This is a genomic window from Streptomyces sp. NPDC048639, from assembly GCF_043199075.1.
Lineage (GTDB): Bacteria > Actinomycetota > Actinomycetes > Streptomycetales > Streptomycetaceae > Streptomyces.
On the sequence record NZ_JBICVP010000005.1, the window covers coordinates 13,644 to 34,423 of the forward strand.

General features: G+C 71.0%; 13 protein-coding genes and 2 pseudogenes. 4 read left to right on the forward strand and 11 right to left on the reverse strand.

What is annotated here, in order from left to right:
• Positions 1 to 234: 234 nt before the first annotated feature.
• Positions 235 to 951, forward strand: a complete 717-nt coding sequence (locus ACGFNH_RS15010) for an MIP/aquaporin family protein (protein ID WP_393653643.1) — start codon at positions 235 to 237, stop codon at positions 949 to 951.
• A 94-nt stretch (positions 952 to 1,045) separates the two neighbouring features.
• Positions 1,046 to 2,555 (forward strand): annotated as a pseudogene (gene glpK / locus ACGFNH_RS15015) (glycerol kinase GlpK).
• Positions 2,556 to 2,624: 69 nt separating this feature from the next.
• Here the strand turns inward: glpK and ACGFNH_RS15020 are convergent.
• Positions 2,625 to 3,233, reverse strand: a complete 609-nt coding sequence (locus tag ACGFNH_RS15020) for an ATP/GTP-binding protein (RefSeq protein ID WP_393653645.1) — start codon at positions 3,231 to 3,233, stop codon at positions 2,625 to 2,627.
• A gap of 375 nt (positions 3,234 to 3,608) precedes the next feature.
• Between ACGFNH_RS15020 and ACGFNH_RS15025 the strand changes: the two genes are divergently transcribed.
• Positions 3,609 to 3,857 carry a DUF6296 family protein gene (locus ACGFNH_RS15025; RefSeq protein ID WP_393653647.1) on the forward strand — a complete coding sequence of 83 codons (249 nt, stop codon included), beginning with the start codon at positions 3,609 to 3,611 and terminating at the stop codon, positions 3,855 to 3,857.
• 179 nt (positions 3,858 to 4,036) lie between these two features.
• Here the strand turns inward: ACGFNH_RS15025 and ACGFNH_RS15030 are convergent, their stop codons facing one another.
• From ACGFNH_RS15030 to ACGFNH_RS15040, 3 genes are read right to left on the reverse strand one after another with little or no spacing between them, the layout of a single operon-like run.
• Positions 4,037 to 4,492 carry a DUF742 domain-containing protein gene (locus ACGFNH_RS15030; RefSeq protein WP_393653649.1) on the reverse strand — a complete coding sequence of 152 codons (456 nt, stop codon included), beginning with the start codon at positions 4,490 to 4,492 and terminating at the stop codon, positions 4,037 to 4,039.
• Between the two features lie 9 nt (positions 4,493 to 4,501).
• Positions 4,502 to 4,939 (reverse strand): roadblock/LC7 domain-containing protein, encoded by a 438-nt coding sequence (locus ACGFNH_RS15035; protein WP_393653651.1) that lies wholly within the window; start codon positions 4,937 to 4,939, stop codon positions 4,502 to 4,504.
• Complete coding sequence (locus tag ACGFNH_RS15040) at positions 4,936 to 7,671, reverse strand: nitrate- and nitrite sensing domain-containing protein (protein ID WP_393653653.1); 2,736 nt, start codon at positions 7,669 to 7,671, stop codon at positions 4,936 to 4,938. The genes ACGFNH_RS15035 and ACGFNH_RS15040 overlap by 4 nt, the downstream gene beginning before the upstream one ends.
• A gap of 305 nt (positions 7,672 to 7,976) precedes the next feature.
• Here ACGFNH_RS15040 and ACGFNH_RS15045 point away from each other — a divergent pair, with 305 nt between their 5' ends.
• Entirely contained in the window at positions 7,977 to 8,417 is a 441-nt protein-coding gene (locus ACGFNH_RS15045) for a hypothetical protein (protein ID WP_393653655.1), read from the forward strand.
• Positions 8,418 to 8,627: 210 nt separating this feature from the next.
• Here the strand turns inward: ACGFNH_RS15045 and ACGFNH_RS15050 are convergent, their stop codons facing one another.
• The 7 genes and pseudogenes from ACGFNH_RS15050 to ACGFNH_RS15080 form a co-directional block, all read right to left on the reverse strand.
• Entirely contained in the window at positions 8,628 to 9,314 is a 687-nt protein-coding gene (locus ACGFNH_RS15050; protein ID WP_393653656.1) for a sarcosine oxidase subunit gamma, read from the reverse strand.
• Positions 9,304 to 12,485 (reverse strand): annotated as a pseudogene (locus ACGFNH_RS15055) (sarcosine oxidase subunit delta family protein). Before ACGFNH_RS15055 ends, ACGFNH_RS15050 begins: the two are co-directional and overlap by 11 nt.
• A gap of 17 nt (positions 12,486 to 12,502) precedes the next feature.
• On the reverse strand, positions 12,503 to 13,735 hold the full coding sequence (locus ACGFNH_RS15060) for a sarcosine oxidase subunit beta family protein (RefSeq protein WP_393653658.1): 1,233 nt from the start codon (positions 13,733 to 13,735) through the stop codon (positions 12,503 to 12,505).
• A 62-nt stretch (positions 13,736 to 13,797) separates the two neighbouring features.
• The gene (locus ACGFNH_RS15065) at positions 13,798 to 16,251 is read right to left on the reverse strand and encodes an FAD-dependent oxidoreductase (RefSeq protein ID WP_393653660.1); all 2,454 of its coding nucleotides are present in this window, start codon (positions 16,249 to 16,251) and stop codon (positions 13,798 to 13,800) included.
• 212 nt (positions 16,252 to 16,463) lie between these two features.
• Complete coding sequence (locus ACGFNH_RS15070; RefSeq protein WP_393653662.1) at positions 16,464 to 17,438, reverse strand: ABC transporter substrate-binding protein; 975 nt, start codon at positions 17,436 to 17,438, stop codon at positions 16,464 to 16,466.
• Positions 17,439 to 17,470: 32 nt separating this feature from the next.
• A complete protein-coding gene (locus tag ACGFNH_RS15075) occupies positions 17,471 to 19,471 on the reverse strand; it encodes an ABC transporter permease (RefSeq protein WP_393653664.1) in 2,001 nt (666 codons plus the stop codon).
• Positions 19,471 to 20,553 carry a glycine betaine/L-proline ABC transporter ATP-binding protein gene (locus tag ACGFNH_RS15080; protein WP_393653666.1) on the reverse strand — a complete coding sequence of 361 codons (1,083 nt, stop codon included), beginning with the start codon at positions 20,551 to 20,553 and terminating at the stop codon, positions 19,471 to 19,473. Before ACGFNH_RS15080 ends, ACGFNH_RS15075 begins: the two co-directional genes overlap by 1 nt.
• Positions 20,554 to 20,780 lie beyond the last annotated feature (227 nt).

Below are 20,780 nucleotides of genomic sequence, written 5' to 3' on the forward strand. Positions count from 1 at the left end.
CCCCACAGCGCCGGTGAACACTTCCGGATGTCAGTCGGCATCGCCGTACGCCGGCCGCCGGCTCAGGTGGTCGTCGGGCCCATGTCCATGGGCGATTCCGCTGCGTTGGCACGCTCGTCGCGGACGCCGGGCGGGGCTCGGGCGGCCCTGCCGCAGGCTCTCCGCCGGCACGGGAGAACACACCCGCACGGAGGACCGGGGCGCCACGCACCCGGGCGAGGACTGGGAGCCGCAATGGAATTCTCCAACGGAGACATAATCGTCGGTGAGATCATCGGCACCGCGATCCTGATCCTGTTCGGCGCAGGCGTCTGCGCCGCCGTCACACTCAACCATTCGAAGGCCAAGGCCTCCGGGTGGATCGTCATCGCCTTCGGCTGGGGCTTCGGCGTCATGGCCGGTGCCTACACCGCGGCCCCGCTGTCCGGGGCCCACCTCAACCCGGCCGTGACCGTCGGCATCGCCACCGACACCGGCGAGTGGGACAAGGTTCCGCTCTACATCATCGGCCAGCTGGTCGGCGCGGCCCTCGGAGCGGCGCTCACCTGGCTCACGTACATGGCGCAGTTCCGCGCCAACGACCAGCCCACACTGGGCATCTTCTCGACCGTCCCGGAGATCCGGAACCCGGTCGCCAACCTCCTGACCGAGATCATCGCGACCATCGGCCTCGTCCTGCCGCTCCTGACCTTCGGTCTCAACAAGGGCCTCGGCGACTCCGGAACCACGATCCTGGTCGTGTCCTTCCTCGTCGTCGGCATCGGGCTCTCCCTCGGCGGCCCCACGGGCTACGCCATCAACCCGGCGCGCGACCTCGGCCCGCGCATCGTCCACACGGTGCTGCCCATTCCGCGGAAGGGCACCTCCGACTGGGGGTACGCGTGGGTGCCGGTGGCAGGCCCGCTGATCGGCGCGGTGCTGGCGGGCCTGATCTTCAACCTGGCGTTCTGAGCGGCGTATCGCACCACTGCAGGCGTTCCGCACCGCCTCGGCGTTCCGCACCGCTTCCGAACAGCCTTCCCAGCCTCCCAGTCAGGAGACGTTCATGACGGGCACGTACGTCGCCGCGATCGACCAGGGCACCACCTCCAGTCGCTGCATCATCTTCGACCAGGGCGGCGCGATCGTCGCCGTCGACCAGCGCGAGCACCGGCAGATCTTCCCCAAGCCCGGCTGGGTCGAGCACGACGCGACCGAGATCTGGTCCAAGGTGCAGGCGGTCGTCGCGGGCGCTCTCGCCAACGCGGGCCTGCGCGCCGACCAGTTGAGCGCGCTGGGCATCACCAACCAGCGCGAGACGACCGTGCTGTGGGACCGGAAGACCGGGAAGCCCGTGCACAACGCGATCGTCTGGCAGGACACCAGGACGGCCGCGCTGTGCAACGAACTCGGCGGCGCGGACGGCCAGGACCGCTTCCGCGACGCCACCGGCCTCCCGCTCGCCAGCTACTTCTCCGGCCCGAAGGCCACCTGGCTGCTCGAGACCGTCCCCGGTCTGCGCGCCCGCGCCGAGAACGGCGACATCGCCTTCGGGACCATCGACTCCTGGCTCATCTGGAACCTCACGGGCGGTACGGACGGCGGGGTGCACGTCACCGACGTCACCAACGCGAGCCGCACGATGCTGATGAACCTGGAGACCCTGCAGTGGGATCCGGCCATCCTCGCGGCCATGAACGTCCCCGAGGCGGTCCTGCCGGAGATCCGCTCCTCCGCCGAGGTGTACGGCACGGCCGTCGGCCAGCTCGCGGGTGTCCCGGTGGCCTCCGCGCTCGGCGACCAGCAGGCGGCTGTCTTCGGTCAGACCTGCTACGGCGTGGGCGAGGCCAAGAACACCTACGGGACGGGCAGTTTCCTGCTGCTCAACACCGGCAACCGGCCCGTACCGTCCAAGAGCGGGTTGCTGACGACGATGGGCTACCGACTCGGCCGAGCGGCCGGTGTACTGCCTCGAAGGCGCCATCGCGATCACGGGCGCCCTGGTGCAGTGGTTCCGCGACCAGCTCGGCATCATCAGCGCCGCGGAGGAGATCGAGACACTGGCGGCGAGCGTCGACGACAACGGCGGCGCGTACATCGTTCCGGCCTTCTCCGGCCTGTTCGCGCCCTATTGGCGCTCCGACGCCCGCGGTGTGGTCACCGGCCTGACCCGGTACGTCACCAAGGCGCATCTGGCCCGGGCGGTGCTGGAGGCGACGAGCTGGCAGACGCGCGACGTCGTGGACGCGATGTACCAGGACTCGGGCGTGCAGATCACGACGCTGAAGGTGGACGGCGGCATGACCGCCAACAACCTCCTGATGCAGCATCAGTCGGACGTACTCGGTGTGCCCGTCATCCGGCCTGTGATCTCCGAGACGACGTGTCTGGGCGCGGCGTACGCGGCCGGGCTCGCCACGGGCGTCTGGCAGGACCTGGACGAGCTCCGCACGCACTGGAAGCGCGACCAGCAGTGGGAGCCGCACATGGAGCCGCAGGCACGCGAGCGCGAATACGCCAACTGGCGCAAGGCAGTTGAGCGCAGCTTCGGCTGGTTGGAGGAGGACGGGGCGTAGACGGCCCTCGAGGCCGCTGACGACGGGCCGCGGGAGGCGGGCGGTCGTCAGCGGCTACGGAGTAGCTCGTCAGGTGACCGCGGGCTGACGGTGGCCGGCGCCGGTCTCCAGCGCATGCTGGACGACCGAGATCAGCACGTCCTTCGCCGACTCCCTCTCCCGCGCGTCACACACCACGACGGGCACCCCGGGGTCCAGGTCCAGCGCGTCCCGCACGGCGTCCGGGGCGTAACGCTGCGCGCCGTCGAAGCAGTTGACGGCGACCGTGAACGGGATGCCGCGCTGCTCGAAGTAGTCGACTGCGGCGAAGCAGTTGCCGAGGCGGCGGGTGTCCGCGAGGACGACGGCCCCCAGCGCTCCGCGCGCCAACTCGTCCCACAGGAACCAGAAGCGGTCCTGGCCGGGCGTACCGAAGAGGTACAGCACCAGGTCGTCACGGAGGGAGATCCGGCCGAAGTCCATGGCCACGGTGGTCGTGGACTTGGCCTCCACACCGTCGAGCGAGTCCACGGGGCGGCCCGCCTCGGTGAGCAGTTCCTCGGTGCGCAGCGGTTTGATCTCGCTGACCGCACCCACCAGCGTCGTCTTGCCGACTCCGAAGCCGCCCGCCACCAGGATCTTGAGGGTCACCGGTTCCGCAGGAGACTTGCGGCGCCGCTCGGAGCGCCCGAAGGCCATGGCTCTCTCACTTCGCTGTACGGAGATCCTTCGGGGAGGACTGTAGCGGCGACGTGCCCTTCCGGGCTCCCCGGTCCACGAAGCGACCGGATCCTTCACGCCCCCGACATCCTGCGCGCAAACTCGTGACCACCGGTCGCGCCCGCGCCCGGCCCTCACGGTGCGGGCAGCACGGCGAACCGCGCGCCCACGCCTCGCGGCACCGCACGCCCGTCACCGCTCGCCGTACCGTATACGAGCCGGGCACGCTCCGTAGCCGATCTTCGGTTTTTCGCGGATCAGGCCCGGAGAATCCGCTGGTGATTTGTACCTCATGCCCGATTCCATGCAGTCTGGTGTCAGCATCACCTGGGGGTCACCGCAGAGGAGGGCGTCATGCGGCAGGCTGAAGATTACGAACTTGTGTTCGCACAATCCGGTGTCACGGCGCGCGCGCCCGAAGGTGCCGAGGATGTGGTGGTGGTCCACCGCACCGACCGCAGCGGCCCCGGCGGGCACCCGGTCTACGCCGACGACACCGGGATAGTCCGGGCGGAGATCAGCGACCGCGACGAGGTACGGATGATCGCCAGCGGCGGCCACCAGGAACACCGCTCGGCCGTCGAGGCGCGACCTGTCGCCTAGGCGCCCTGGATTCCGGTACGCCCCCACGGCTCCCACGGCCCCCTACGACGCCCCGCCGACCGCGCACACGAGCCGCTGATCCCGCAGACGCACCGCGGATCGCGTGGATACGCCGCAGCAGTGGATACGCCCCAGAGAGCGTGGACAGCGCCGCGCTCCGGCGCCGTCCTCCGCCGGTGTCACAGCGCCCGCAGGCCGTCGATCACCTCGCGGAGGATGTTCTCGTCCGGCAGATCGGCAGCGGGGACCGGCCGTGAGACATGGACCAGGTCCTCGTCCAGCAGATCGCCGATGAGCACGCGGACGACCCCCACCGGCAGGTCCAGGTCGGTCGCGAGTTCCGCCACCGACTGCGGCACCTCCCGGCAGCGGTCGACGATGTCCAGGTGCTCGGGAGAGAGCGTGTGGTCCGCGGCGCTCCGGGCGCCGTCCACGCCGCTGCGCGACTCGGCGACGACGACCGCGATGAGGTCGAGCCGGTCCTCGGCCGCGCTGCGGGTCCTGCCCCGCGTCATGGCGTAAGGACGCACGACCGGGCCGGCCGCGTCGTCGAACCAGTGAGCCGCGCTACGCCCCTCCTCCCGGCCGCCCTCCCCCGGGCCGCCGTCGTATCTGGAACCCCCGTGTTCCGTCATGGAGCCTCGTCACCCCCCGGCGGCGGCGCCGGATCCGCTCCTCGGCGCGGTGCCCAGGTGAATGCCGACCCGCTTGACCATCAGCGTCATCTCGTACGCGATCTGGCCGACGTCGGAGTCCGCGTCGGCGAGCACGGCGAGGCAGCTGCCGTCCCCGGCCGCGGTCACGAAGAGGAAGGCGTCGTCCAGCTCCACGACGGTCTGCCGTACATCACCCGCGTCGAAGTGGCGGCCCACGCCCTTGGCGAGGCTGTGGAAGCCCGACGCGACGGCGGCCAGGTGCTCGCCGTCCTCCCGGGTCAGGTCCTTCGACGTGCCCTTGGCCAGTCCGTCGCCGGACAGCACCAGCGCCTTGCGGATGCTGCCCACCCGGTCGACCAGCTCGTCGAGAAGCCAATTGAGCTGACCCGCCGCGCCCATCGCGGCGTTGTGTGCCGGTGCTGTCATCGACCGTCCCCCTCGGGTGTCGTTCCTGATGCGGTGTCCCGGCCGGACCCGTCGTCCTGGCCGGGGTGAGCCCGGCCGGACGCGGTGTCCTCACCGGTGTGAGCCCGGCCGCGCTGCCAGCCACGCTGGAGTGAGGCCATACGGGCCCTCACCTCCTCGGCATCGCGCTCGGGTTCGCTCTCCGCGGGCCGGGGCGTCTGCTGCCCGGCGCGCTGTGCGGGATCGGTCTTGAGCTGCGGAGCGAGGCTGGCCTGCCGTACCCGGCGGGGCAGCCCTCCCACGGACGTCGCGGTGGACTCCGCGGGCTCCGACGGTCGTTCCTCGTTCCTGTCGCGCGACGCGGCGGAAGCGCCACCGCGGCGACCCTTCTCGTCCACGGGCCGACCGTGGTCCGAGACCAGGACGGGCGGGGTACGGCGGGGCAGCGGCACCTGGCCCTCGGGGCGCGTGACGTCGGGTCCGTCGTTGTCGGGGGCCTGCTCGTGCCCGCCGGCGTCGCGGGCCTCCTCGTCGGCCGGCCCGTGGTCGTCGGTCTCGCCGCGCTGCGCCTCACGCTCTCCCGAACGCCCGGCAGGGACCCCGCTCCGGCGCAGCCGCCGTCCGCGCCATGCCTCGCGCTCGGCGCCGCGACCGCGGAAGATGAGGCCCTCGTCGTCGTCCTCGTCGAGCGCGGAGACCGGCGCCTCCACTTCGGCGGGGCCGTCGTGGGCGCTCTCCGCGCTCTGCGTTCCGGCCATCGGGAGGGGAAACTGGGCCAGGGTGGTGAGCGGGTCGCCGTACGTCTCGTGCTCGCCGCCCGTCGCCTCGGGCTCCCGGTCGTCCGGCGCCTCGTCGGCCGGGGCGTCGGTGAGCAGCGACGCCGGGATGAAGACGACGGCGGTGGTGCCGCCGTACGGAGAGGTCTGCAGTGAGACGCGCACGCCCTGGCGGCGGGCCAGCCGGCTGACGACGAACAGGCCGAGCCGGTCGGTGTCGGAGAGTTCGAACTCGGGGGTCTCGGCGAGCCGGAGGTTGGCGTCGAGGAGCGCGTCGGGGGCCATGCCCAGCCCGCGGTCGTGGATTTCGAGGGTGAAGCCGTTGGCGACGCGCTCGCCGAGGACCTGGACGGCGGTGTGCGGGGGCGAGAACACCGTGGCGTTCTCCAGGAGTTCGGCGATGAGGTGGGTGACGTCGGCGACGGCCGGGCCGGTCACCGCCATCCGCGGCAGCCGCCGTACCTCCACGCGCTCGTAGTCCTCGACCTCGGCCACGGCGGCGCGGACGACGTCCATGAGCGGGATCGGCTTGCGCCACTGCCGGGACGGGGCGGCGCCGGAGAGGATCACCAGGCCCTCGGCGTGGCGGCGCATACGCGTGGTCAGGTGGTCGAGCCGGAACAGGTCCGCGAGTTCCTCGGTGTCCTCGGTGCGCCGCTCCATCGCGTCGAGGAGGGTGAGCTGGCGGTGCAGGAGGACCTGGCTGCGGCGGGCGAGGTTGACGAAGACCTCGGAGACGCCACGCCGCATGTCCGCCTGCCGTACGGCCGCCTCCAGGGCGGCGCGCTGCAGGGTGTTGAGGGCCTTGCCTACCTGGCCCATCTCGTCCTGGCCGTACTCCAGGCGCGGTGCCTCGGTATCGACGTCGACCTGCTCCCCCGTGGCCAGGCGGCGCATCACGCTGGGCAGCCGTACGCCGGAGACCTCGTGCGCCTCCTTGCGCAGCCGGGACAGGTCGCGCACCAGGCCGCGGCCGATGCGGACGGAGACGACGATGGAGACGAGGACGGCGGCGAAGCCCAGGACGCCGGCGACGGCCGCCTGGATCAGGACGCCGACGGCGACGGGCTGCACACGGTCCTGGTAGTCGCGGCCCGCATCGGCGCCCATGCGGTCCAGAGCGTCCAGGACGGTGCTCGAAGCGGCCTGCCAGCGCTCGGCGTTGATGCCGTCGAGGGTGTCCTCGGTGCGGGCGTTGATCACGCGTTCCTCGTCGCCCCGCAGGTCGACGGTGTCGGGGCCGTTCCAGTACTTCTCGAAGACGGCGCCCTCCTCGGCGGGGAGCACCTGCAGGTTGGTCGCGTAGATCAGCTTGCGGTTGGCCACGAGGTCGGAGAAGGCCCGCTGGTCGCGCTGGCTCATCCGGCCGGCGGCGAGCCCCGAGGCGAGCAAGGCGTCCTCGCGGGAGAGCTCCTCGCGGGCGCGGGTGATGCCGACGATGGCCCGGCCCTGCTTGTCCATCTCGGCGTCGTCGAGGGCGTGCAGGGCGTTGAGGAACTCGAAGGCGGGGTCGATGAGCGCGTTGTACGCGGCGAAGGCGTACGGGCGGGAGACCGTGCCCTCCTCGACCTTGGCGCGCAGGGTCTCCAGCCCTTCGAGTCCGTCGAGGAGGTTGTTCAGCCGGAGGTCGGCGTCGTCGCCCATGCCGTCCCGTACGCCGCTGTCACGCGCGTTGGCGCGCAGCCGGTCCACGAGCCTGTCGGTGGCCGCCTCCTGGCGGTGGAGCCGGGAGAGCCCGTCCGACCTGCGGGGGTCGGCGAGATGCACCAGGGTCTGCCTGCGCTCCTGCTGGAGCATCTGTACGGTGTCCTCGGCCGGAAAGCCCACTTCGTCCACGATCTGGGCGGTGTCCAGGAGTTGCTTCGCCTCCCGGCCGGTGATCACCGTGGCGAATGCCCATATGGAGGTCAGGGACACCAACGGCACCAGAAGCAGCCCCACGATCTTCCGGCGGATGGACTTCCCGCGAAAGCGCATGGCCTCCCCTACGTCAACCCCGGCACGCGGGGGCGGTGTTCCGGTTCGGATTCCGTTTCCATAAACGGCGCGAGCCTACTACTGCCTGCCGGTCATCTCGAAGACCCGTCCGGACGTTCACCCATGTCGTCGGACGCTTGCACGCTCCGTTGTCGGGTGATGGCAGGACATCGCATCCTTGGATACAGGCCGTACCGACCGGCCGGACTCGGTGGTTGGACAGCGTGGTTCACGGAAAGACGCCTTCCTCGGGAACCTCAGGTCTCCCCCCGTTCGTGATCCTGGTTGAGGGGAGTGAGAGCCGGATGAAGACGGAACCGGACATCGTGGACAGCGGCGACGCCGAGGAGAGCGGCACCGGCGAAGGGTCGCGCACCTCGCTGTGGACCGTGGAGCCGGCCATACGGCCCCGGATGCCCGATCCGGTCCGTTCGGCCGCGGTGCGGGCCTGGATCATCACCGCCTTCACGCTCGTTCTGGCCATGGTCGCGGTGCTGTGCACGTTCGCGGGATCGTGGTTCGCGTTCCCCGCCGTGCTCGGTTCGGTCGCGAGCACCGTGGTCGCCACCTGGAGCGTGCTCGATGTCTGGGTGACCCGGCAGGTGTGGAACCAGCGGCACGGCGTGGTCTCGGAGCCGAGCAGTACGGCGCGGGCGCTGCGCCGCGAGCGGCGCAGGGCGCGGCGGGAGGCCCGCAGGGCGGAGCGCTCCCGGCCATCGTCGGGGCAGCACTTGTCGCGAGCCTGAGCGGTCGTGCTTCCGCACCGCGGTCCTGACAAGGCGCTCCCCCGCCGCAGTCCTGACAAGGGGCTCCCCCGCCGCTGTCCTGACAGGCCGCTCCCGCACCCGCGGGCCCCGACCGGTCGGTTCCCGCGCTCGCCGGGCGGACCGAAGCACTGCCCCTCCGTCCCGCTTCCTTCCTCCGCGCTCATGGTGGGCGATCGCACAGCACCGTGATCACAGACCCGGTCCGGGTGGTGATCCCTGGTCGCTGTACGCCGTTTCCCCGCACTCGGTGTCCGTGTACTCCGTGTCCTCGTACTCCGTGTTCGTGTACTCCGTCGCGGCGTCCAGCAGCCAGTCCCCCAGATACGCCGCGAACGACGACCGCACCAGCACCCAGAAGCCGGGCTTGTGCGCATCGCGCGCGGCCAGCACCACCTGGCTGCGGGCCAGGTTCGTCTGCGCGCAGCGGCCCGCGCCGAACGAGCGGGGATGCAGATCGAGCGAACACCCCCGCGCCAGCAGGTCGCGCGAGCGCGCACCGCCCACGAGCAGCGTGGTGCGCTGGGCGGACACCTCAACCACTGAGGCGGCCGGGCACTCCGACACCGCCCGCAGCCGCGCCCGCAGGTCGTGTTCCGCTCCCGGCGGTCCGACCACGAGCCACTCGTCCGGGCCGAGCCACAGAGCCGTCAACTCCCCTCCGCGTACGAGAGTGTTGGGCTCCAGGGGAAGCTGGAGGCCCAGTGCGAGCCCGGCGGCGTCGCCCGCCGGCCCCTTGGGGTCGAGGCGCACCGAGAACTGGGTGAGGAAGGGGAACTCCGCCAGGCGGACCGTACCGCCGGAGGCGCGGGTGGCGGCCGCGAACCGGGCGTGGTGCCGGTCCAGCGGACTGCGGCGGGCAGGACTCTCAACCGTCACGGCGTGCCCCCTCGGGGTCGTAGAGAACGGGACCGGTGACCGTCACCGGGACCAGCTCGTCCCCGACCGGCGCGAAAAGCCGGTCGCCGATGCGCTCCCGGCCGCCCTTGACGAGCGCGAGCGCGAAGGTGCGGCCGAGAGCGGCGCTGCGGTAACTGGAGGTGACGTGCCCGAGCGTGGGCACCGGCGGCTCCGGGAGCGTTCCGTGCGCCACCAGGTGGGTGCCTTCGGGCAGCAGCGTGCCCAGGTCGTCCGGGAGGAGGCCGACGAGATGCTTGCGGTCGGGCCGGCCGGTGTCGGCACGGGCGTGGGAGCGTTTGCCGATGAAGTCGCGCTTCTTCCGGGACACCACCCATCCCATGCCGAGGTCCTGCGGGGTGACGGTGCCATCGGTGTCCTGGCCGACAATGGGGTAGCCCTTCTCGGCCCGCAGGACGTGCATGGTCTCGGTGCCGTACGGGGTGATGCCGAGCGGGCGCCCTGCGTCGTCCAGGGCTTCCCACAGAGCCGTCGCGTCCCACGGCAGGACGTTGATCTCGTAGGCCAGTTCGCCGGAGAAGCTGATCCGGCAGACGCGTGCGGGGATGCCGACGACGGTCGCGTCCCGCCACGCCATGAAGGGGAAGTGCTCCGCGTCGACGGCCAGGTCCGGGGCGAGGGCGGCGAGCACCTCGCGCGAGCGGGGGCCCACGAGGGCGACGGTGGCCCACTGCTCGGTGACGGAGGTGCAGTGCACCCGCAGATACGGCCACTCGGTCTGGAGCCACTCCTCCATCCAGTCCAGGACGGCGGCGGCGTTGCCGGTGGTGGTCGTGGTCAGGAAGTGGTTCTCGGCGAGGCGGATGACGGTGCCGTCGTCGAAGACCATGCCGTCGGGGCGGCAGAGCACGCCGTAGCGGATCATGCCCGTCTTCAGCGTGCTCATCATGTTGGTGTAGAGCCGGTCGAGGAAGATACCCGCGTCCGGGCCCCGCACGTCGATCTTGCCGAGCGTCGAGGCGTCCATGAACGCGACGCCCTCGCGGGCCGCGCGGCACTCGCGCTCCACGGCCGCCGCCATGTCCTCCCCCGGCCGCGGGTAGTACCACGGCCGCTTCCACTGCCCGACGTTCTCGAACAGGGCGCCGTGCGCCACATGCCAGTCGTGCAGGGCCGTGACGCGTACCGGGTCGTGCAGGACGCCGCGGTCGCGTCCGGCGAGCGCGGCGAAGGAGACCGGGGTGTACGGGGCGCGGTACGTCGTGGTGCCCAGGGCGGCGACCTCGGTGCCGAGCAGTTGCGCGACGACGCCGCTCGCCAGGACACCGGACGTCTTGCCCTGGTCGTGCGCCGTACCCGCCGTGGTGTAGCGCTTGACGTGCTCCACCGATCGCATGCCCGCCCCCGTGGCGCGCGCGAGATCGGCCACCGTGACGTCGCGTTGCAGGTCGACGAAGCTGAGAGCGGGATCGGCGCCCGGGACGTGCCACAGGTGCGCGGGGGGCGTGACCGGTTCGTCGCGGATCTCCGGAAGCGGCATCGCTTCGCCCCCGGGCCAGGGCCGGGACGACGGCCCGGCCGCGGCGAATCCCCCGGCCTCGGCGGCCCGGGCGCCCGCCGCCGCGCCGTCCGCCAGGGCCTCGCCGAGGCCGAGGACACCGCGGGCCGCACCGGCGACCTGTACGTCCTGGCGGCAGGCACCGGGGACGAACGCGCCGAGCACGTCGTCGTACCGCAGGCGCCCGCCCGCCTGGCTGAAGAGGTGCACGACGGGATTCCAGCCGCCGGAGACGAGGAGCAGGTCGGCGGCGAACTCCCGTACCGGCGCCGGGTTCCCGCCCAGCGGCCGTGCCGTCACCGATGTCACGCGGGGATCGCCGGCCGCCGCGGTGACGGCGTAACCGGGCAGCACTTCGATCCCGGCTTCAGCGGCACGGGCGGCCCGATGCCCGGGCGCCGGGCGGGAGTCGAGGATCGCGGCGATCTCCACCCCCGCGGCGGCCAGGCCGAGGGCGGCGTCGTAGGCGCTGTCGTTGGTGGTGCAGACGACGGCCCGGCGCCCGGGGAGGACGCCGTAGCGGACCGCGTACGTGCGGGCCGAGGCGGCGAGCATGACGCCGGGCCGGTCGTTGCCCTCGAACGCGAACGAGCGCTCGTGGGCGCCCGTCGCGAGGACCACGCGCCGCGCACGGATCCGCCAGACGCGCTCTCGCGAGAGGTGTGCGGGGGCGCGGTCGCCGAGATGGTGGGTGCGGCGCTCGACGGCGAGGAGGTAGTTGTCGTCGTAGTAGCCGAAGACGGTGGTGCGGCGCAGCACCCGGACCTCGGGGGCGGCGTCGAGTTCACCGGCGGCGGCGGTCAGCCGGTCGAGCAACTCGGCTTCGGCGGACGGGGCTTCGCAACCCGCATCCAGGGCTACGGGGTCGGCGGATCCGAGCAGGCTTCCGCCCGGCTCGGGCTGCTCGTCGGCGAGGATGACACGGGCGCCGCTGTGCGCGGCGGCCCGAGCCGCGGCGAGGCCGGCCGGGCCCGCGCCGACGACCAGCAGGTCGCAGTGGGCGTGCACGGTGTCGTACCGCGCCGGGTCGGGTGCGGTGGCGAGCCGTCCCTGTCCGGGGAGGCTGCTCGCCTCGAGTCCGTCGTGGAGCTCCACGGTCGTCGCGGGCAGCATCGGCTCGGGGAAGGGAGCCTCGATCTGGACGACCGCGTTCGGCTCCTCGCTGCCCGCCGCGAAGATCCCGCGCGGGCGGCCGAGCCGGACGCTGGTGCCGGTGAGGTGGACGCCGTTGGCCAGCAGGGCGGAGGCGAGCGTGTCGCCGCGGAAGCCCTCGTATGCGACGCCGTCGAAGCGGAAGCGCAGCGGCTCCCGGCGCGCGATCCGGCCCCCGGCGGGCCGTCGCTCGGGTTGCGATGTCATCGGATCACCGGCCTTGGTTCGCCGACGCGGTAGACGGCGAGGAGTTCGTGGGTGGCCGTGTCGCGTACGGCGTTGAACCAGCGGCGGCAGCCGGCCGCGTGGTTCCAGCGCTCGGGGAACGGCCCCTTGGGGTTGTCGCGGAAGAAGAGGTAGCGGGCCCATTCCTCGTCGGTGAGGTCCGCCGGGTCCTCGGGGTAGGGCACATGGGCCTGGCCCCCGTAGTGGAACTCGGCCTCGTCGCGGGGCCCGCACCAGGGGCATGGGATCAGCAGCATCGGCAGGTCCTCGGCCTTCAGTGGGCCACCGCGGCCGCGCCGTGCTCGTCGACGAGCGCGCCGGTGGTGAAGCGGTCGAGCGAGAAGGGGGCGTTGAGCGGGTGCGGCTCGTCGTGGGCGATGGTGTGGGCGAACGCCCATCCGGCTCCTGGTGTGGCCTTGAACCCCCCGGTCCCCCAGCCGCAGTTGAGGTAGAGGTGGTCCACCGGGGTGAGCCCGAGGATGGGTGAGGCGTCGGGGCTGACATCGACGATGCCGCCCCAGGTGCGCAGGACGTGGGCGCGGGCGAAGACCGGGAACAGCTCCAGCGCCGCGGCCATCTGGCGTTCGATGATGTGGAACGCACCGCGCTGGGTGTAGGCGTTGTACGCGTCGATGCCCGCCCCCATGACCAGTTCGCCCTTGTGCGCCTGGCTGACGTAGACGTGCACGGCGTTGGACATGACGACCGTGGGGTGCACGGGCTCCAGCAGTTCGGAGACCAGCGCCTGCAGCGGGTGGCTCTGGATGGGCAGGTCGAACCCGGCCATCCCGGCCAGGACGGAGGAGTGACCGGCCGCGCAGAGCGCCACCTTTCCGGCGCCGATCGGACCGAGCGAGGTCTGGACGCCGGTCACCCGGCCGCCCCGTACATCGATCCCGGTGACCTCGCAGTTCTGGATGATGTCGATCCCGGCGGCGTCGGCGGACCGTGCCAGGCCCCAGGCCACGTGGTCGTGCTTGGCGATCCCGGCCCGCGGCTGGTAGGTGGCGCCGAGGACCGGATAGCGCACGTCCGGCGAGATGTTGACGATCGGGCAGACGTCCTTGACGGCCTGCGGATCCAGCCATTCCGCGTCCACGCCGCCGAGCCGGTTGGCCTCCACCCGGCGCATGCTGTCCCGTACGTCCTGCAGGCTGTGCGCCAGGTTCAGCACGCCGCGCTGGGAGAAGAGGAGGGGGTAGTCGAGGTCCTCCTCCAGTCCCTCCCACAGCTTCAGGGCGTGCTCATAGAGGGCGGCGCTCTCGTCCCAGAGGTAGTTGGACCGGATGATGGTGGTGTTGCGGGCCATGTTGCCGCCCGCGAGCCAGCCCCGCTCCAGGACGGCGACATCGGTGATCCCGTGGTTCCTGGCGAGGTAGTGGGCCGTGGCCAGACCGTGTCCGCCGCCGCCCACGATGACGACGTCGTACGCGCGCTTGGGCTCGGGGGTGCGCCACAGCGAGCCGGGGTGCTCGGGGAGGTCGGCGCCGGGGGTGCGCGGGCTCATCGGAGATCTCCTGCTTCCTCGCTGAGCGGTTGCTGTCTGCTGGGGCTGTCCGCTCGCGGCGGTCAGCCGCGCAGCCGGGACATCGACGGGTCGAACAACGGCTCCTCGGCGACGACGGCCGGCACGCGCCGGTCGAAGTAGCCGATGTGCAGGGTCCGTCCGGGCACGGCGTACTCGGCGGGCAGCCAGGCGTAGGCGATGCCCTTGCCGATGGTGTAGCCGTAGGCGGCGCTGGTGACGTGCCCGACGCAGGCCGTTCCGTCGTGGACCGGTTCCCTGCCCATGACGACGTCGCGCGGGTCGTCGATGGTCAGGCAGGTCAGGCGGCGGCGCACCTCGGTCCCGCGCTCCTCCAGAGCGGCCCGGCCGATGAAGTCGCCCTTGTCGAGCTTGACGGCGAAGGCCAGGCCGGCTTCGTACGGGTCGTGCTCGTACGTCATGTCGGTGCCGAAGGCGCGGTAACCCTTCTCCAGGCGGAGGCTGTTGAAGGCACCGCGCCCCGCGGCGATGCCGCCGTGGGGCTGGATCGCCTCCCAGAGGGTGTCCCACAGCTTCAGCCCCATGTCGGCGGTCGTGTACAGCTCCCAGCCCAGTTCACCGACGTAGCTCAGACGCATCGCGGTGACGGGGACGGAGCCGATGTGGGCGGGCTTGGCGCGGAAGTAGCGCAGGCCCTGGCCCGAGAAGTCGGCGTCGGCGAGCGGCTGGAGGACCTCTCGGGCCTTGGGGCCCCACAGGCCGACGCAGCAGGTGCCCGAGGTGATGTCCCGGACGGAGACGGAGCCGTCGCGGGGCAGGTGGCGGGTGAGCCAGTCGAGGTCGAGATTGCCGTTGGCGCCGACCTGGAAGCGGTCGCGGCCCAGGCGGGCGACGGTGATGTCGCTGCGGATACCGCCGTCCTGATCGAGCATCAGGGCATAGGTGACCGAGCCGACCGACTTGGCGACGTTGGCCGTGGTCATGCACTGCAGGAATGCTGCCGCGCCACGGCCGGTGACCTCCAGCCGCTTCAGCGCCGTCATGTCGTACATCGCCACGCTCTCACGGGTCGCCAGCGCCTCGGCGCCGACCACGGGCGACCACATGCGGGCCGCCCAGTCGCCCGGGACGGGGATGTCCCGGCGGGCGAGGAGAGGTTCGTTGGCGGAGTACCACTGCGGCCGCTCCCAGCCGGACGCCTCCAGGAAGTACGCGTTGAGCTCCCGCTGCCGTACGTGGAAGGGGCTGGTGCGCAGGGGCCGCAGGTCGCCGGGCGGCTGGAGCGGGTGGATGATGTCGTAGACCTCGGCGAAGTTGCGGCAGCCGCGCGCCAGTACGTAGTCGGGGGCGAGCTGGTGCGGTTCAAAGCGGTTCACGTCGCACTCGTGCAGATCGAACGAGGTGCAGTGGCCGTCGACGAGCCACTCGGCCATGGCGCGGCCGACGCCCGCGGAGTGGGTGACCCACACGGCCTCGGCGACCCAGAACCCCTTGACGTCCGGTGACTCGCCGAGCAGCGGCATGCCGTCGGTGGTGAAGGAGAAGAGCCCGTTGATGCCCTCCTCGACCTTGGCCTCCCGTGTCGCGGGCAGCAGGGCCTGCGTCTCCGTCCAGGCGTCGGCGAAGTCGTCCTCGGTGAAGCGCAGGACGGACGGCATCGTTTCGGCGGATTCCACGGAGGCGATGTCGTCCGCGGACAGTGGCATGGGGCGGTGGCCGTAGGAGCCGATGCCGAGCCGGTCGTAGCGGTCGCGGTAGTAGAGGTCGGCATCCTGGTGGCGCAGGATGGGGCGGACCGCCTCCTGCTCCTGGCCGGCGAGGGCGGGAACCGGGCCCGTCCAGGCGAGTTGGTGCGCCAGCGGGGTCAGGGGCAGGTTCATCCCGGCCATGCGGGCGACCTTGGGGCCCCAGATCCCGGCGCAGCACACCACGATGTCGGCGGGGATCTCGCCCTGGTCGGTGACGACGGCGCGGACGCGGTCGGTGCCGTCCTCGTCGGTCTCGGTGCGGATGTCGAGAACCTCGTGGCGGGCGAGGCAGCGCACGCCGCGGTCGGTGGCGGCCCGGAGCTGGGCGTCGACGGCGAGCACCGCCTTGGCCAGGCCGTCGGTGGGGATCAGCAGTCCGCCGAGCACGCGGTCGCGCCTCAGCAGCGGGTGCAGCGCCACGCAGGCGTCGGGGTCCAGCAGCCGGGACTCGATGCCCCAGGCGGTGACCCAGCCGTGGCGGCGCCGGAGTTCGTCGAGACGCTCGGGGGTGGTGGCCACTTCGAGGCCGCCCACCTGGAGGAAGCAGGGCTCGCCGTCGACGGCGAGGGAGCTGAGCTTCTCCACGGTGTAGCGGGCCAGCTCGGTCATCGTCTTCGACGGGTTGGTCTGGAAGACCAGGCCCGGCGCATGGGACGACGAACCGCCGGTGACGGGCAGCGGCCCCTGGTCGACAACCGTCACCTCGGTCCAGCCCCGGGAGGACAGTTCATCGGCCAGGGCCGCTCCCACGACACCGGCGCCGATGATGACCACTCGTGGTCCCGCCATCGCCACCCCTCCAACACCCCACGACGTCTGGTTGCTGTGTGCGCAACGTGTATCAGGTTGCGCAACTCACAGTGCCGCTCGCCCGAAGGCGGTGTCAAGGGGGTGTCGGGTCCCGGAAAACCGGGCCGGCGGGCGGCCGGAAACAGCAGTGCCCGGCGGCTGCCGAAAGCAGCCGCCGGGCACGTGTGTGCTCTACGGAATTGTTCCCCTGGTCAGTCCTTGCCGATCCAGGCGTCGACCTTGTCCTGGTTGTCCTCGACCCACTTCTCGGCCGCCTTCTCGGGCGACATCTTGTCCTGGGCGATGTACTGCGCCACGACGTTCTGGTCCTCGTTCGTCCAGGTGAACTTCTTGACCAAGTCGTAGGCGGGGCTGCCGGATTCGGCGAACTTCTTGCTCACGATCTTGTCGAGTGCGTATTCGGGATAGTCGCAGGCGACCTTCTCCTCGTCCGCGTCGCAACCGTCCTTGTACGGCGGCAGATCGACCTTGACGAGCTTCATCTCGGAGAAGAGCCACTGCGGTTCGTAGAAGTACCCGAGCACGGGCTTCTTCTCGGCCTCGGCCTTGCGGAACGCCTGGATGAGCGCGGCCTCGCTGCCCGCGTACACCACCTTGTAGTTCAGCTTCAGATTCTTCACCAGGGCCCCGTCGTTGGTGACGAACGACGGGTCGCCGTCGAGCAATTGGCCCTTGCTTCCTGATTCGGACGTCTTGAGGATATCGGCGTATTTGTTGAGGTTCTTCCAGTCGGTGATGTCCGGGTACTTCTTCGCCATCCACGGCGGCACGTACCAGCCGATGACGCCCTTGTTCCCCGTCTCACCGGCGGACACGGCGGTCTTCTGGTCCTCGATGTACTTCTTCTTCAGGTCCGGGTGGTCCCAGTTCTCGACCACCGCGTCGACCTGGCCCGTCTCGAATCCCTGCCAGGCGACTTCTTCCTTGAGGTCCTTCTTGTTGACCGTGCAGCCGAGTTCCTTCTCGGCGACATGGGCGATGACGGCCGCATTCGCCTCGTAACCGACCCACGGGTTGATGGCGAGATTGAACTCGCCGCACTTCCCGTCGCTGCCCTTGTCCCCGGACTCGCCGACCTTCGCTCCACCGCAGCCGCTGAGTACCAGGGCAAGCGCCGCCAGTCCCGCCAGTCCGCCGCGCCGGATGGCCGGCGCGTGTCTTGTCATGACGTTCTTCACCTGTGTCCTGCCCTTCTGCATCAACGCCCTCGGGGCGCTCTTCCGGCCCGGCGTGCCGCCGCCTGCGTGATGCGGTCGAACATGACACCGAGCAGCACGATGGCCAGGCCCGCCGCCAGGCCCTTGCCGTACAACTGACCCTGCGAGAAACCGGCGACGACGTCGTAGCCGAGCGCACCGGCTCCGACGAGTCCACCCACCACGACCATCGACAGCACGTAGATCAGGCCCTGGTTGGTCGCGAGCGTCAACGAGGCGCGGGACATCGGCAGTTGCACCTTGGTGATGATCTGCCATGAGCTGGAGCCCGCGGCCGTCGCCGCCTCCACCGTGGTCGGCGGGACGGCCCGCACCCCATCCGCGATGATCTTGATGGTCACCGGGGCCGCGTAGACGATCGCGGCCACGATCGCCGTGAACCGCGTCGCGTCGAACAGGGCCAGGAACGGCACCAGATAGACGAACGGCGGCATGGTCTGGGCCGCGTCGAGGACGGGCCTGATCAGCCGGTCGGCCAGCGCGCTGCGCCCCATCCACACCCCCACGACCACGCCGAGGATGAGCACCATGACCGTGGCCACCGTGCTCGCGGCGAGCGTCGTCATGGCGTCCCGCCACAGTCCGGTGGCGACGATGAGCCCGGTGCAGGCGGCCGCGGTGGCGCCGGCGCGCCATCCGCCCAGCAGGGCGCCCAGGGCCACCAGCACGGCGGCGACGAGCCAGAACGGCGAACCGGTCAGCAGCGCCTCGAGCGGATCGACCAGCAGCGTGGTGACCATGTCCCGCAGACCGCCGGTCAGACCGGCGAGGTTGTCGCGCGTCCAGCCGGTCGCGGAGTCCGCGGTACGGGCGATGGCGCTGCCCAGGTCGATGTCGTTCGGGAACTCCGAGGCCCAGACGTAGGTGTGCGAGAGGAAGACGCACACCGCGGTGACGACACCGCCGCCGAGCAGCAGCGGTTTGCGCCAGGCACGGATACGGCCTCCCCGGCGTCCGGCCGGGGGGACCCCCATCGCGCTTCGCTCGCTCGCGGCCGTGGTCACGCGGTCGAGCACGATGGCCATGACGACGATGGCGAGACCGGCGTTGAATGCCGTGCCCACGTCCAGGGTCTCGAGGGCCTTGATGACCGTCTTTCCCAGTCCCGGGGCGTCGATGAGCGCGGCGATGGTGACCATGGACAGCGCGGCCATGATGGTCTGGTTCACGCCGAGGACGATCGTCCGCTTCGACATCGGCAGCAGCACCTTGACCAGGGCCTGCCGCCGGGTCGAGCCCATCGACCGTGCCGCCTCCACCGTCTCCTCCGGCACCTCGCGGATCGCGTGCGCGGTGATACGGATCGCGGGCGGGGTCGCGTAGATGAACGTGGCGATCGTGGCCGACGCGGGGCCGATGAGGAAGAACAGCGTCAGCGGGGCCAGATAGACGAAGGTCGGCATCGTCTGCATGAAGTCCAGCGCCGGCGTGATGAGGCGGTTCACCCGGTCCGAGAGGCCGGACCAGATGCCGAGCGGGATGCCGATGAGCAGAGATACCAGGACGGCCGCCAGGGTGAGGGCGAGGGTGTCCATGCTCTCCTGCCACAGCCCCTGCAGCCCGAAGAAGACGAACCCGGCGACCGCCAGCAGGGCGACCCGCACATTGCCCAGGGCCCACGAGACATAGCCCACGACGGCGACGACGCCCAGCCAGCCGACGGCCGGGACGGTCCGCCCGAACGCGGGCTGGGAGATCAGTCCCTGGATGAACGTGACGAGGTTGTCGATGACCAGCCGGATCTCGTTGAAGAAGTAGAGGAACAGCGGGTTGCTGTTGCGATTGGCGCCGACGGCGTCGTTGATCTCGTTGAACTCACGATGCAGAGGCGTGAGTTCGGCCGTTCCGAGGGCCAGGGTGTGGGTGCCGCGCAGCACCAGCCACAGCACCACCCAGGCCACGACGACACCCGCAACGGCGAACCGCCGGCCGCCTCTCAGGGGGGACGCCACCCGTGCGGCCGTCTCGGCGAGTGCCGCCATCACTCACCGTCCTCCGCGCCGGCGACGACCTCGAGGATCTCCTCGTCGCCGACGACGCCCAGCAGCTTGCCGTCCTCGACGACCTTGCCGGGACTGCCGGACGCGAGCACCGCGCGGGTGGCGTCGCGGACGACGGTGCCCGGCGCGAACTCGGGCCCGTCGAGCGGTTCGTCCTTCTCCGCAGGGCGCATGATCCAGCGGAGGGTGAGCACCTCCGCGCGGGGTACGTCGGCGACGAAGTCCCGGACGTAGTCGTCGGCAGGCGCCCCGACCAGTTCGTCACCCGTACCGCACTGGACCATCCGGCCGTCGCGCATGATGAGGATGCGGTCGCCGAGCTTCAGCGCCTCGGAGAGATCGTGGGTGATGAACACCATCGTCTTGCCGACCTCGTGGTGGAGCCGGATGACCTCGTTCTGCATGTCCCGGCGGATGAGCGGATCGAGGGCCGAGAACGGCTCGTCGAAGAGGAGGACGTCGGGGTCGACCGCGAGGGCGCGGGCCAGCCCCACGCGCTGCTGCATGCCGCCGGAGAGCTGGTCGGGATAGGAGTGCTCGAATCCGGACAGACCGACCAGCTCGATGACCTCCATCGCCCGCTTGCCGCGCTCGGCACGGCTCACGCCGCGGATCTCCAGGCCGTAGGAGACGTTGTCCAGGACCTGGCGGTGCGGCAGCAGGCCGAAGTGCTGGAAGACCATCGAGAACTTGCGCCGCCGCAGCTCGCGCAGCCGCTTCTCGTCCGCGCCGCGGATGTCCTCGCCCTCGAAGATCACTTCGCCCGCCGTGGGCTCGATCAGCCGGGTGAGACAGCGGACCAGGGTCGACTTCCCCGAGCCGGACAGACCCATCACGACGAACACCTCGCCGGGCGCGACATCGAAGGCCACGTCGCGTACCGCCGCCGTGCACCCGGTGCGCTCCATGAGGTCGCGGGGGGCGAGATCGCGAAGCTCGGGCGACCCGGGCACCTGTGAGGCCTTCTGGCCGAAGACCTTCCACAGCCCGCGCACGGAGATGACCGGGGTCGCGTCCCCGGACGAGCCCCGCTGTGGCGGCAGTTCTGTCCTGATTACGGTCACGACCGGCCTCTCTTCCGATGGCTCAGCGCGCCGCGCCCAGTGCCGCCGAAGTGCAGAAATGCCGCGCGCCGAACCTGCGTTGCGTATCACGCATCGTATTGCTCGGGGGGGAACACACTTGCCCACGAACTGGCGTACGTCAAGAGGCGAGCCCTGGCTGATTCACGACCTCGCGAGTTGGCCGGCAACTCTTGACCCGTTGTACATACGCCCTGGACGATGTTGCG

What these genes read in the sequence shown, in the direction of transcription:
- ACGFNH_RS15065 (WP_393653660.1), bottom strand. Translation starts at nt 16,251, where the DNA reads ATGGCGGGACCACGAGTGGTCATCATCGGCGCCGGTGTCGTGGGAGCG.
- ACGFNH_RS15045 (WP_393653655.1), top strand. Translation starts at nt 7,977, where the DNA reads ATGAAGACGGAACCGGACATCGTGGACAGCGGCGACGCCGAGGAGAGC.
- ACGFNH_RS15030 (WP_393653649.1), bottom strand. Translation starts at nt 4,492, where the DNA reads ATGACGGAACACGGGGGTTCCAGATACGACGGCGGCCCGGGGGAGGGC.
- ACGFNH_RS15060 (WP_393653658.1), bottom strand. Translation starts at nt 13,735, where the DNA reads ATGAGCCCGCGCACCCCCGGCGCCGACCTCCCCGAGCACCCCGGCTCG.
- ACGFNH_RS15025 (WP_393653647.1), top strand. Translation starts at nt 3,609, where the DNA reads ATGCGGCAGGCTGAAGATTACGAACTTGTGTTCGCACAATCCGGTGTC.
- ACGFNH_RS15020 (WP_393653645.1), bottom strand. Translation starts at nt 3,233, where the DNA reads ATGGCCTTCGGGCGCTCCGAGCGGCGCCGCAAGTCTCCTGCGGAACCG.
- ACGFNH_RS15040 (WP_393653653.1), bottom strand. Translation starts at nt 7,671, where the DNA reads ATGCGCTTTCGCGGGAAGTCCATCCGCCGGAAGATCGTGGGGCTGCTT.
- ACGFNH_RS15010 (WP_393653643.1), top strand. Translation starts at nt 235, where the DNA reads ATGGAATTCTCCAACGGAGACATAATCGTCGGTGAGATCATCGGCACC.
- ACGFNH_RS15035 (WP_393653651.1), bottom strand. Translation starts at nt 4,939, where the DNA reads ATGACAGCACCGGCACACAACGCCGCGATGGGCGCGGCGGGTCAGCTC.
- ACGFNH_RS15070 (WP_393653662.1), bottom strand. Translation starts at nt 17,438, where the DNA reads ATGACAAGACACGCGCCGGCCATCCGGCGCGGCGGACTGGCGGGACTG.
- ACGFNH_RS15075 (WP_393653664.1), bottom strand. Translation starts at nt 19,471, where the DNA reads ATGGCGGCACTCGCCGAGACGGCCGCACGGGTGGCGTCCCCCCTGAGA.